This is a genomic window from Mycolicibacter minnesotensis (assembly GCF_010731755.1).
GTDB classification, from domain to species: Bacteria; Actinomycetota; Actinomycetes; order Mycobacteriales; family Mycobacteriaceae; genus Mycobacterium; species Mycobacterium minnesotense.
Map to the genome: position 1 here is coordinate 3202499 of NZ_AP022589.1, position 13175 is coordinate 3215673.

Here is a 13175-nt window from a genome sequence, read left to right on the forward strand (position 1 = left end):
CATTCCGATGGTGATCAACGCAGCTCAACGTGAGCTGTGCCCAGATACTCTCCACTGAGAATTGCCCCTGGCGAGCTTCGGCTCCCCAGGGGCAATTCTTGTCGCTACCGATGCATGGAGCTGCCTATATATCGCGGCTGTCCGGTCGCGATGGATCTCAAAGTCATCAGCGGGCGATCCGCCACAAAAGCCAAGACCCTCAGGGACTTCCGTGGTTCCTCAGGGTTCGCTGCAATTCAAGCATCCCCGTAGGTCGGGATGATTTCGATCTTGAACTAGACAGCTAGCTCGATACGGTCTTTCGCACAGCCCGTCGGCGGGATCTCGTTCGCCAAGACGCCGCGGGCGCAACGGGTTATGCTCGGACGCTACATCAACAGAGCAGCATGGGAGAACAACGATGTTCCGTATTCTGACGCTGGTAGCTGCGGTAGTAGCGGCACTGGGCGCCGCCCCAATGGCACACGCTAGTGACGACAGCTTCATGGCCGCTCTGGCTACGAAGGGGGTCTTCCCGACATGGACCACACCCGCGTCAGCGATAGTCGATGCCGGTCACACGATCTGTGCGACAGGCTCGGCTGCGGGAACAGTTCTTGCCGCCGCTGATATGCTCGGCGTCCCGGTGGTGCAGGTGGCGCGCCAAGAGCTCTGCCCGTGAATCTCGTTCCTCGGGCTGGGTAGGTCTCCGCGGGACGTTCTCCAGATCCCGCCGGAACTTGAGCCATTGGGCCGATAAGCCAGAATCGGCCGAGATGGACGCCGCCATCACGCCTCCGCTCCATCGTGGACATCTCAGTTAATGGCCACTAACGTAACACCCGTCGCCTCGAAACGCATCCGGCTTCGGGTGACACCGGTGGAGGCCCGATGGCAACTGCGGTACCCGCGGCACGCGACGACTTGTCCTATGCCCGCGGCGGGGCCCAGCCCGCCTTGTTGGAGACGACGATCGGCGCCAATCTCGCCGCGATCGCAGGTGCGTTCCCCGATCGCGATGCGTTGGTTGACGTTCGGTCGGGCCGGCGGTGGAGTTATGCCGAGCTCTTAGCCGACGTGCGCCGACTGGCAACCGGTCTCCTGCGCGCCGGAATCAGCACGGGCGATCGGGTGGGCATCTGGGCGCCCAACTGTGCCGAATGGGTGGTGACCCAGTACGCCACCGCCGAGATCGGCGCGGTTCTGGTCAACGTCAACCCCGCGTACCGCTCCCACGAATTGGCCTATGCGCTCAAGCTGTCCGGTGTCTCGATGGTCATCTCGGCATCGCGTTTCAAGACCGCTGACTATGTCGGCATGTTGGGGGAGGTGGCCCCCGAATGCCCGGATCTGCGCGAGGTGCTGGTCCTCGGCGGTCCCCGGTGGCAGGAGCTGGTCGGCACGCCGATCGATGCGACCGCACTGACACAGGTGGCCGCGACACTGCATGCCCAGGATCCGATCAATATTTAATACACCTCGGGCACAACGGGTTACCCCAAGGGTACGACGCTGAGTCATCGCAACATCCTCAACAACGGCTACCTGGTCGGCGAGCTGCTCGGCTACACCGAAGCGGATCGGATCTGCCTTCCCGTGCCGCTCTATCACTGCTTCGGTCTGGTGATGGGGAGCCTGGCGGCGACCAGTCACGGCGCGGCCATCGTCTTGCCGGGTCCCGGCTTCGATCCGGTGGCCACGCTGCGGGCCGTACAGGATGAGGCCTGCACCAGCCTCTATGGAGTGCCGACCATGTTCATTGCCGAGCTCGGCCTGCCCGACTTCGCCGACTACGACCTCACCGGCCTGCGCACCGGGATCATGGCGGGATCGCCGTGCCCGGCCGAGGTGATGCGACGAGTTATCGGCGACATGCACATGGCCGGGATCGCGATCTGCTACGGCATGACCGAGACCTCCCCGGTGTCGACCCAGACCCGCGGTGAGGACTCGCTGGTGCAGCGAGTCGAGACCGTCGGGCAGGTCTGCCCGCACCTGGAGATCAAGCTGACCGACCCGGGCACCGGTGCGACGGTGCCGCGCGGGCAGGTCGGCGAGCTGTGCACCCGCGGCTATTCGGTGATGACCGGGTACTGGAACGAACCGGACAAAACCTCGGCGGCCATCGACCCGGGCGGCTGGATGCACACCGGCGATCTGGCCGTGATGGACGCCGACGGCTATGTGCGCATCACCGGGCGGTTCAAGGACATGGTGATCCGCGGCGGGGAGAACATCTATCCGCGCGAGATCGAGGAATTCCTCTACACCCATCCCGACATCCGCGACGCCCAGGTCATCGGCGTGCCCGACGAAACCTACGGCGAGGAGCTGATGGCGGTGGTGATGATGCGCGACGGGGCGCCGCCACTGACCGTCGAGCGGTTGCGGGAGTTCTGCACCGGCCGTCTTGCGCACTTCAAGGTTCCGCGGTACGTGCGGGTCGTGACCGAGTTTCCGATGACGGTCACCGGCAAGGTTCCGCAAGGACGAGATGCGTCAGCAGGCAATCGAGCAATTGGGCGGCGGCTGACAGGGCTGCTCAAGAATGGTATTCTCTGGCATCAGTTAATGAACATTAACTGAAAATGAGGAGGCGTGAGTGGCGATGGACAAGGTCGTGGCGACGGCGGCAGAGGCCGTGGCCGACGTGACCGACGGTGCGTCACTGGCGGTAGGTGGATTCGGGCTCTGCGGAATACCGGAGGCGCTGATCGAGGCCCTGCTGAAACTGGGGGTCAGCGACCTGGAGACGGTGTCGAACAATTGCGGTGTTGACGGCATCGGGCTCGGAGTGCTGTTGGAGCACAAGCGTATCCGCCGCACCATCAGCTCCTATGTGGGCGAGAACAAGGAGTTCGCCCGCCAGTTCCTGTCCGGCGAGCTCGAGGTCGAGCTGACCCCCCAGGGGACGCTGGCCGAGCGCCTGCGTGCCGGCGGCGCCGGGATCCCGGCGTTCTACACGCCCACCGGCGTGGGCACCCAGGTAGCCGACGGCGGTCTGCCGTGGCGCTATGACGGGGCCGGAGGAGTGGCAGTGGCCTCGCCGCCCAAGGAGACCCGGGACTTCGACGGACGGACCTACGTCCTGGAGCGGGCCATCCGCACCGACTTCGCGCTGGTGCACGCCTGGAAGGGTGACCGGCACGGCAACCTGGTCTATCGCGAGGCCGCCGCCAACTTCAACCCCGACTGCGCCACGGCGGGCCGCATCACCATCGCCCAAGTGGAGCATCTGGTCGAGCCCGGCGAGATCGACCCCGCCACCGTGCACACCCAGGGCGTCTTTGTGCACCGGGTGGTGCATGTGCCCAATCCGCCCAAGCGAATCGAGCGAGAGACGGTGCGCACGTCATGACCCTCAGCAGAGACCAGCTGGCCGCACGGGTGGCCGCCGAGCTACGCGACGGTCAGTACGTCAACCTCGGCATCGGGCTGCCCACCTTGATTCCCAACCACATTCCCGACGGTGTCAGCGTGGTGCTGCATTCGGAGAACGGGGTTCTCGGAGTGGGCCCCTACCCGCTGCCCGAAGACCTCGACGCCGATCTGATCAACGCCGGCAAAGAGACGGTCACCACCTTGCCCGGTGCATCGTTCTTCTCGTCGTCGGCATCTTTCGGAGTCATCCGCGGTGGCCACCTCGACGTGGCGGTGCTGGGCGCTATGCAGGTTTCGGCCGCCGGCGACCTGGCCAACTGGATGATCCCCGGCAAGATGATCAAGGGCATGGGCGGAGCCATGGACCTGGTGCACGGTGCGCGTCGGGTGATCGTGATGATGGAACACGCGGCCAAAGACGGCAGTGCCAAAATCGTCGAGCAGTGCTCGCTGCCGCTCACCGGCGCACGTTGCGTCAACCTGATCGTCACGGATCTGGCCGTCATCGACGTCACCGCGGAAGGTCTGGCGCTGGTCGAAACCGCCCCGGGCGTCACCGTCGACGAAGTCCTTGCGAAAACTGATGCTCCGCTGGACCTTTCGGCCCTGTCATGACAGCCCCGAACTTCGCCGACGAACACCGCCGTCTGGTTGCCGAACTCAACACCAAGCTCGCGACGGCCGCCCTGGGCGGCAACGAGCAGTCGCGCCAGCGACACGTGGCCCGCGGCAAGCTGCTGCCCCGCGACCGCGTCGATCGGCTGGTAGATCCCGGCAGCCCCTTTCTAGAGCTGGCGCCGCTGGCCGCCGACGGGATGTATGACGACGAATGCCCCGGGGCGGGGATCATCACCGGGATCGGGCGGGTCTCCGGGCGTGAATGCGTGATCGTCGCCAACGACGCCACCGTCAAGGGCGGCACCTACTACCCGGTGACGGTCAAAAAGCACCTGCGCGCCCAAGAGGTGGCCTTGGGTAACCGACTGCCGTGCCTGTACCTGGTGGACTCCGGGGGAGCGTTCCTGCCCCGCCAAGACGAAGTCTTCCCTGACCGTGAACACTTCGGTCGCATCTTCTACAACCAGGCCACCATGAGCGCCCTGGGGATTCCCCAGATTGCGGCGGTGCTCGGCTCCTGTACCGCGGGTGGCGCCTACGTTCCGGCGATGAGCGATGAGGCAGTGATCGTCCGGGAGCAGGGCACCATCTTCCTGGGCGGGCCACCGCTGGTGAAGGCCGCCACCGGCGAAGTGGTGACCGCCGAAGAACTCGGCGGCGGCGACTTGCACTCCAAGGTCTCCGGGGTCACCGACTACCTGGCCGACGACGACGAGCACGCGCTGCGGATCGTCCGCCAGATCGCCGAGACTTTCGGGCCGCGCACCCCGAGTCCCTGGGAGGTAGCAGAACCTGTTGCACCTCGCCATGATTCGGCCGAGCTCTACGATGTTGTCCCCCCAGATCCGCGGGTTCCCTACGACGTGCGGCAGGTGATCGTCCGGCTGGTCGACGACAGTCAGTTCAGCGAGTTCAAAGCCGAGTACGGCAAGACGCTGGTGACCGCATTCGCGCGCATCCACGGCCACCCGGTCGGGATCATCGCCAACAACGGGGTGCTGTTCGGCGAATCCGCAGTCAAAGGGGCGCATTTCATCGAGCTCTGCGACAAACGCGCTATCCCGCTGGTCTTCCTGCAGAACATCGCTGGGTTCATGGTGGGGCGTGACTACGAGGCCGGTGGCATCGCCAAACACGGCGCCAAGATGGTCACCGCGGTGGCCTGCGCGCGAGTGCCCAAGCTGACGGTCGTGATCGGCGGGTCCTACGGGGCGGGCAACTACTCCATGTGCGGCCGGGCCTATTCGCCGCGTTTTCTGTGGATGTGGCCCAACGCGCGGATCTCGGTGATGGGCGGCGAGCAGGCAGCCTCAGTGCTGGCCACCGTGCGCAGCGATCAACTCGACGCAGCCGGCAAGCCGTGGTCGGCCGCCGACGAGGAAGCCTTCAAAGCCCCGATCCGCGAGCAGTACGAGGTGCAGGGCAATCCGTACTACTCGACCGCCCGGTTGTGGGACGACGGGATCATCGACCCGGCTGACACCAGAACAGTGCTGGGCCTTGCGCTTTCGGTCTGCTCGAACGCGCCTTTGGACCCGGTCTCCTACGGCGTATTCCGGATGTGACCCAGATGAATTCAGCCATGTTCACGACGGTCTTGATCGCCAACCGCGGTGAGATAGCGGTGCGGGTGATCCGCACCCTGCGCCGGATGGGAATCCGCTCGGTGGCCGTCTACAGCGACGCCGACGCCGATGCGCGCCATGTGCGTGAAGCAGACACCGCGGTACGCCTTGGGCCTGCGCCCGTGCTGCAGAGCTACCTGTCGATACCCAAGGTGATCGAGGCCGCTGCGGCCACCGGCGCGCAGGCCATTCACCCCGGCTACGGGTTTCTTTCCGAGAACGCCGGATTCGCCGCCGCGTGCGAGCGGGCCGGGGTGGTCTTCATCGGCCCGCCGGCGCGGGCCATTGAGGTGATGGGCGACAAGATCTCAGCGAAGAACACCGTCACCGCCTTTGATGTGCCGGTGGTTCCAGGCATCGCCAAACCCGGTCTGTCCGATGATGACCTGGTGGCCGCCGCCGGAGAGATCGGCTACCCGGTACTGATCAAGCCGTCGGCCGGTGGCGGCGGAAAAGGCATGCACTTGGTCGACGATCCAGCGCGGCTGCCTGCCGCGCTGGCCACCGCGCGCCGCGAGGCGGCCTCGGCGTTCGGCGACGACACCCTGTTCTTGGAGCGCTTCGTGCTGCGACCGCGCCACATCGAAGTCCAGGTGCTCGCCGACACCCACGGCAACATCGTGCACCTCGGCGAACGCGAATGCAGCCTGCAGCGACGCCACCAGAAGGTGATCGAAGAGGCGCCCTCGCCGCTGCTCGATGCCGCTACCCGAGACCGGATCGGGACGGCGGCGTGCAACACCGCGCGCAGTGTGGACTACGTCGGCGCCGGCACCGTGGAGTTCATCGTCTCAGCAGATCGTCCCGATGAGTTCTTCTTCATGGAGATGAACACCCGCCTGCAGGTGGAACACCCTGTCACCGAGGCGGTCACCGGCCTGGACTTGGTCGAGTGGCAGCTGCGCGTGGCAGCCGGGGAGAAGCTGTCCCTCACCCAGAACGACATCGCCCTGACCGGGCACGCCATCGAAGCCCGCGTGTATGCCGAGGACCCCGCTCGCGGGTTCCTGCCCACCGGCGGGCGGGTGCTGGCGGTGCACGAGCCGACCGGCGGTTCAGCGAGGCTCGACGGAGGAGAGGCGACGCTGGGACCGCCGCATGGACCCGGCCCGAGCGTGCGGGTGGACTCGTCGCTGCAGGACGGCACCGTCGTGGGTAGTGACTATGACCCGATGCTGTCCAAGGTGATTGCCCACGGGTCCGACCGTGCGCAGGCACTGGCGCGCCTGGATGCCGCTCTGGCCGACACCGCAGTGTTCGGGGTGCAGACCAACGTCGAGTTCCTGCGGTTCCTGCTGGCCGATGCACGGGTGGTCGCCGGTGACCTGGACACCGAACTGCTGGACGCCCGGTCGGGAGATTTCAGACCGATGCCCGCCCCCGACGATGTGTTGGCCTCCGCTGGCCTCTACCGCCAGTGGCAGCTGGCCCAACTCGGCCGCAGTGACTTGTGGGCGACCCCGAGCGGTTGGCGGATCGGGGCAGCGGCGCCGGTGCGCACCGAGATGCACACCCCGCTGCGCACCGAGACGGTGTCTGTGTGGGGCTTGCCCGGTGACGCGCGCGTGCAGATCGGCGACGGCGAGATTCACCCGGCGACCGTCGAAGTCCACGGCGACCAGCTCATCGCGACGGTGGCCGGGCGCTGCCGTCGCTACGTGTTCGCCGAGGAACACGGTCACCTGTGGATCGCCGACGAACGCGGAACCTGGCAGTTGCGCGAAGCTGAAGTGGTGCGGGTGCACCGCGGCGGCGGAACTCGCAGCGCAGAGATCGCCAGTCCGATGCCGGGCACCGTGATAGCTGTCGCTGTGGAATCCGAATCCACTGTCGGCGAAGGTGAACCGGTGGTCGTGGTGGAGGCGATGAAGATGGAGCACACCCTGACCGCCCCGATTTCCGGCCGCGTGCAGGTGTTGGTGGCGGTGGGCGATCAAGTGAAGGTGGATCAGGTGCTGGCGCGGCTGATCCCGGAGGAGACCGAGGAAGCTAAATCATGACGACGATCGAGGCAGGAACCCTGCCGAGCCACTACCAGGACCTGCGCGACACCGTCGCCGAGTTCGCCCGCACCGTCGTCGCTCCGGTGTCGGCCAAACACGACGAAGAACACAGCTTCCCCTACGAAGTCGTCGCCAAGATGGGGGAGATGGGCCTGTTCGGCCTGCCGTTCCCCGAGGAGTACGGCGGCATGGGCGGCGACTACTTCGCCCTGGCACTGGCCCTGGAGGAACTCGGCAAGGTCGACCAGTCGGTGGCGATGACGCTGGAGGCCGGGGTCGGCCTGGGTGCCATGCCGATCTACCGGTTCGGTACCGAGGAGCAGAAGCGGACCTGGCTGCCGGATCTGGTCACCGGTCGCGCGCTGGCCGGATTCGGCCTGACCGAGCCGGGCGCCGGTTCCGATGCCGGCGGCACCCGCACCACCGCCCGCCGCGACGGCGACGAATGGGTCATCAACGGCACCAAGCAGTTCATCACCAACTCCGGCACCGACATCACCTCACTGGTGACCGTCACCGCCGTCACCGGCACCCGGCCAGATGGCAAGAAGCAGATCTCCACCATCATCGTGCCTTCGGGCACAGCGGGATTCACGGTGGAGCCCGCCTACAACAAGGTCGGTTGGAACGCCTCGGACACCCACCCGCTGACTTTCGCCGATGCCCGCGTTCCGCAGGCCAACCTGCTGGGCGACGAAGGCCGGGGCTACGCCAACTTCCTGTCCATCCTCGATGAGGGCCGCATCGCGATCGCCGCGGTCGCCACCGGCGTGGCGCAGGGCTGCGTCGACGAAAGCGTGAAGTACGCCGGCGAGCGCGAGGCGTTCGGCCAGACCATCGGCTCCTACCAGGCGATCAGCTTCAAGATCGCCCGGATGGAGGCCCGTGCCCACGTCGCCCGTACCGCCTACTACGACGCCGCCGCGAAGATGCTGGCCGGCAAGCCGTTCAAGAAAGAAGCGGCGATCGCCAAAATGATCTCCTCGGAGGCGGCGATGGACAACGCCCGCGACGCCACCCAGATCCACGGCGGCTACGGCTTCATCAACGAATACCCGGTGGCCCGGCACTACCGGGACAGCAAGATCCTCGAGATCGGCGAAGGCACCACCGAGGTGCAATTGATGCTCATCGCACGGTCGCTGGGACTGTGACGGTGACATCCCGCGAGCCGGAACCTGGCGACACTGCTGCGGCGTGTCGCGTCGCAGAATTCCGGCTCGGCGGCCGAAATAGCGAAAGGGAAGCGGCGTGAGCAAGACGATCGAGCAACGCGGACTGTGGTTCGAGGAATACGAGATCGGCACCACCTACGCCCACCGGCCCGGACGCACGATCACCGAAGCCGACAACGTGCTGTTCACCACGCTGACCATGAACACCCAATCGCTGCACCTGGATGCGGCCTGGGCTGCCCAACAGCCCGGCTTCCGCGGTGAGCGCCTGGTCAATTCGATGTTCACCCTCTCCACGTTGGTCGGCCTGTCGGTCTCGCAGCTGACGCTGGGCACCATCGTGGCCAACCTGGGCTTCTTGGAGGTCACGTTTCCCAAGCCGGTCTTTCACGGTGACACGTTGTATGCCGAGACTGTCTGCACCGACAAGCGTGAGTCCCAAAGCCGTCCCGGCGAGGGCATCGTGACGTTGGAGCACGTCGGCCGCAATCAGCACGGCGACATCGTCGCCCGCGCGGTACGCACCACGCTGGTACGCAAGCGGCCCGCCGAGGACGGACGGTGAGGCCCGGCCCGGCCTGGCTATTCTGCCCGGCGGATCGGCCTGAGCGATATGGCAAAGCCGCCGCGGTCGCTGACGTGGTGATCCTCGACCTGGAAGACGGTGTGGCCGCCGCAGATCGGCCCGCTGCCAGGGAAGCGTTGCGGGCCAACCCCCTTGACCCGGAGAAGACCGTCGTGCGGGTCAATCCCGCCGGCACCGAAGACCAGGCTCGCGATTTGGAGGCCCTGGCCGACACCGCCTACACCACGGTGATGCTGGCCAAGACCGAATCCGCCGCCCAGGTGGCGGCGCTGGCACCTCGGCAGGTGGTTGCCCTGATCGAGACCCCGCGCGGCGCGGTGTTCTGTGCCGATATCGCGGCCGCACAACAATGCATCGCGATGATGTGGGGCGCCGAAGATCTGGTGGCCGCCCTGGGTGGCGGATCTAGTCGCCATCCTGACGGCCGATACCGCGATGTGGCCCGCCACGTGCGTTCCAGCGTCCTCTTGGCGGCATCGACATTCGGCCGGGCCGCGTTGGACGCCGTCTACCTCGACATCGGCGACCTGGACGGTCTGAAAGCCGAAGCGGTCGATGGCGCCGCGGTTGGCTTCGCTGCTACGGTGTGCATCCACCCGAGCCAGATCGCGGTGGTCCGCGATGCCTATCGGCCCGCCCCGGAAAGGGTCGACTGGGCGCGCAGGGTGCTCGCCGCGGCACAGACCGAGCGCGGGGTGTTCGCGTTCGAAGGACAGATGGTCGACTCCCCGGTGCTACGGCACGCCGAAGCGATCTTGCGACGGGCGAATTGACCCACCAGGAGGACTGACAGCGCATGCGCATCACCCAGATCATCGAGACACCGGTGCGGCTGCGCGGGGAGATCGCCAATGCGCTGGTGGACTTCTCCCGCCACACGGTGTCGCTGGTCGCGGTGGTCAGCGACCAGATCCGCGACGGCAAGCCGGTGACCGGTGTCGGCTTCAACTCGATCGGCCGGTTCGCCCAGGGCGGCATCCTGGCAGAGCGGATGATCCCGCGGGTACTGCGCGCCGACCCCGAGTCGTTGCTCGATGACGCCGGCCGAATCGATCCCGCGCTGGTGCTGAGGTGTGCGCTGACCGACGAGAAGCCCGGCGGCCACGGCGACCGGGCCGGAGCCGCGGCGGCCCTGGAGCTCGCCTGCTGGGACCTGAACGCCAAACTTGCCGACGAGCCCGCCTATCGCACCATCGCCGGCTACTTCGGTCGGGACACCGTCCCCGCCTCCGTCCCGGTCTACGCCGCCGGCGGCTACTACTACCCGGGCGACGACTCCGGCGCCGGCCTGGACCGGCTGCACACCGAGATCCGCGGCTACCTCGACATGGGTTACGACGCGGTGAAGATGAAGATCGGTGGAGCCTCGATGAGCCAGGATCTGGCGCGCATCGAGGCGGTGATCGACGTCGTCGGCAGTGGTGCGCGGGTCGCGGTCGACGCGAACGGCAGATTCGAGGAGGCGGCGGCCGTCGAGTGGGCGCGGGCGCTGAGCGGCTATGGCCTGCGCTGGTACGAAGAGCCCGGCGACCCGCTCGACTTCGCGGTGAACGCCGCGGTCACCGCCGACTATGACGGCGCCATCGCGACTGGCGAGAACCTGTTCTCGGTGCGTGACGCGACCAACTTGGTCCGCTACGGCGGTATGCGGCCCGGTATCGACATCTTCCAGATGGACGCCGGCCTCAGCTATGGGTTGACGGAGTACGCCCGGATGATCGACATGGTCGAAGCGCACGGGTTTGATCGTCGTTGCGCCTTCCCGCACGGCGGTCACCTGATCAACCTGCACATCGTGGTCGGGCTGGGTCTGGGGGGCTGCGAGTCCTACCCCGGGGTGTTCGCTCCGTTCGGCGGCTACGCGCCGGATTGTGTGCTGGCCGAGGGCACCATCGCCCCGACCGACGCGCCGGGCTTCGGGCTGGAGTGCAAGCCCGACCTGGCCGCCGTCATCGCCGACCTGGTGGGATGAGCAGATGAAGATCGCGGTCATCGGATGCGGCGCTATGGGTTCCATCTATGCCGCCAAGCTGGCGGCGGCCGGCAACGATGTGCTGGCCGTGGACCGGTCGAGTGCGCACGTCGACGCCATCGCCGCGGGCGGCCTGCACATCAGCGGACCCCAGCCGGACCAGGTGGTGCGCATGCGGGCCGCCACCAGCGCACCGGACGAGCCGATGGACCTGGTGATCTTGGCGGTCAAGGCCGCCGACGTCGCCGCCGGAGCTGCCCAGGCGCTATCGCTGCTGGGGGAGAACACATCGGTGTTGACCATCCAGAACGGGCTCGGCTCGGCCGACACCGTGGCGGACATCGTCGGTGCGGCCCGAGTGGCAGTGGGCATCGCCAGCGGGTTCGGGGCCTCGCGGCCCGCCCCGGGGCATGTGCACCACAACGCGATGCGAGCTGTCCGGTTCGGAGCGTATGCGGCGCTGCCGTTTTCGACGGTCGATCAGATCGCCGGGGTGTGGTCGGACGCGGGTTTCGACGCGGCCGCAGTGGCCGACATCGCCGCCATGCAGTGGGAGAAGCTGATCTGCAACGCGGCCTACAGCGCACCCTGCGCGCTCACCGGAATGACGGTGGGACAGGTCATGGACGACGCCGAGATGGGTCCGGTCAGCCGCGCCACCGCGACCGAGGCCTGGACGGTGGCCCGCGCCGCCGGCATCGGCATCGATGTGGCAGACCCGGTGGCACACGTTCGAGCTTTCGGCGCGCAGATGCCCAACGCCAAACCCTCTGCGCTGCTGGATCATCTGGCCCACCGGGCCAGCGAGATCGACGTCATCAACGGTGCCGTGGTGCGCACGGCCGAGCAGGTGGGCGAGTCCGCCCCGGTGAACGCCACACTGACTGCGCTGGTCAAAGCCGTCGAACGGCAGTGGAGTGCGCCGCAGCGCTGAACACCACGCCGACGGGCATTCAGCGGGTTCCGCCCTTCGGCAAGCAGGACTAGCGTCCGATGGCATGACCGGGGACAAGGAGCGGGTGCACCTGAGCGGGGCTCTGCAGACCATGCTTGCGACGCTGTACGCCAAGGCGCTGGACGCTGACCTGCCCGAGCCCATCCTGGGCGATCGCTACGCCAAGGACGTGGTCGAACATATCGACTACGACTGGCGCAAAACGACTATCACCGCGGCGCGATCACCGGCGGTGACCACTCGCTCGGCGCACTTCGATGCCTGGACCCGTCGGTTTCTGGCAGTCCACCCCGACGCTGTGGTGCTGCACGTGGGCTGCGGGCTCGACGCACGCTTTTTTCGGCTGCGACCCGGTGATGGCGTCGACTGGTATGACGTCGACTACGCCTCCGTTGCCGAGTTGCGCCGCACACTGCTGCCCACCGACAGGCGCAACCACGTGGTGGCGGCGTCGGTCACCGACCCGGCGTGGTTCGACGAAATTCCCACCGGCCGTCCAACATTGATGATCGGGGAAGGCCTGACCATGTACCTCACCGAATCGGACGGGTTGGCGTTGCTGCGCCGGGTCGTCGACCACGCTCCCAGCGGTGAGTTGCAGTTCGACGCGTTCAACTGGCTGGGCATCAGGTCGCAATGGTCCAACGCGGTGGTGCGGCGATCGGGGGCGAGGCTGCACTGGGCGATCAACGGACCCGACGACATCCTTGCCGCGGTACCGGGCACCCGACTCCTGGAATGGCAGCGCTGGTTCGAGTCGGAATCCTGCAGCAGGCTGCCCCCCGGTTACCGGGCGCTGGGCGCCGTGATGTCGCAGATTCCCGTGGTGGCGAACATGTCGCAGTACCACCGTTACGCCTTCTGAACTGCGCGGCCGCGTA

The 13175-nt window shown here is 66.8% G+C and carries 10 protein-coding genes and 1 pseudogene; all 11 read left to right on the forward strand.

Features of this window, described 5'->3' with window-relative positions; all coding sequences use genetic code 11:
- Positions 1-870: 870 nt before the first annotated feature.
- The 11 genes and pseudogenes from G6N09_RS14840 (at position 871) to G6N09_RS14890 (ending at position 13159) form a co-directional block, all read left to right on the forward strand.
- Positions 871-2512: pseudogene (locus G6N09_RS14840) on the forward strand (AMP-binding protein).
- A 75-nt stretch (positions 2513-2587) separates the two neighbouring features.
- Positions 2588-3337 carry a CoA transferase subunit A gene (locus G6N09_RS14845; RefSeq protein WP_083022172.1) on the forward strand — a complete coding sequence of 250 codons (750 nt, stop codon included), beginning with the start codon at positions 2588-2590 and terminating at the stop codon, positions 3335-3337.
- Positions 3334-3975 (forward strand): 3-oxoacid CoA-transferase subunit B, encoded by a 642-nt coding sequence (locus G6N09_RS14850; protein ID WP_083022173.1) that lies wholly within the window; start codon positions 3334-3336, stop codon positions 3973-3975. Before G6N09_RS14845 ends, G6N09_RS14850 begins: the two co-directional genes overlap by 4 nt.
- Positions 3972-5543, forward strand: coding sequence for a carboxyl transferase domain-containing protein (locus G6N09_RS14855; protein WP_083022174.1), 1572 nt, complete (start codon positions 3972-3974; stop codon positions 5541-5543). The genes G6N09_RS14850 and G6N09_RS14855 overlap by 4 nt, the downstream gene beginning before the upstream one ends.
- A gap of 17 nt (positions 5544-5560) precedes the next feature.
- Complete coding sequence (locus G6N09_RS14860; RefSeq protein ID WP_083022480.1) at positions 5561-7603, forward strand: acetyl/propionyl/methylcrotonyl-CoA carboxylase subunit alpha; 2043 nt, start codon at positions 5561-5563, stop codon at positions 7601-7603.
- On the forward strand, positions 7600-8760 hold the full coding sequence (locus tag G6N09_RS14865) for an acyl-CoA dehydrogenase family protein (protein WP_109558747.1): 1161 nt from the start codon (positions 7600-7602) through the stop codon (positions 8758-8760). The genes G6N09_RS14860 and G6N09_RS14865 overlap by 4 nt, the downstream gene beginning before the upstream one ends.
- Before the next feature lie 97 nt (positions 8761-8857).
- Positions 8858-9346, forward strand: coding sequence for a MaoC family dehydratase (locus G6N09_RS14870; protein ID WP_083022176.1), 489 nt, complete (start codon positions 8858-8860; stop codon positions 9344-9346).
- Positions 9343-10140, forward strand: coding sequence for an HpcH/HpaI aldolase/citrate lyase family protein (locus G6N09_RS14875; RefSeq protein WP_083022177.1), 798 nt, complete (start codon positions 9343-9345; stop codon positions 10138-10140). The genes G6N09_RS14870 and G6N09_RS14875 overlap by 4 nt, the downstream gene beginning before the upstream one ends.
- A gap of 23 nt (positions 10141-10163) precedes the next feature.
- Positions 10164-11339 (forward strand): enolase C-terminal domain-like protein, encoded by a 1176-nt coding sequence (locus G6N09_RS14880; RefSeq protein ID WP_083022178.1) that lies wholly within the window; start codon positions 10164-10166, stop codon positions 11337-11339.
- A gap of 4 nt (positions 11340-11343) precedes the next feature.
- Positions 11344-12273 (forward strand): ketopantoate reductase family protein, encoded by a 930-nt coding sequence (locus G6N09_RS14885; RefSeq protein WP_083022179.1) that lies wholly within the window; start codon positions 11344-11346, stop codon positions 12271-12273.
- 64 nt (positions 12274-12337) lie between these two features.
- Positions 12338-13159, forward strand: a complete 822-nt coding sequence (locus tag G6N09_RS14890; RefSeq protein ID WP_083022180.1) for a class I SAM-dependent methyltransferase — start codon at positions 12338-12340, stop codon at positions 13157-13159.
- The last annotated feature ends 16 nt before the right edge of the window (positions 13160-13175 follow it).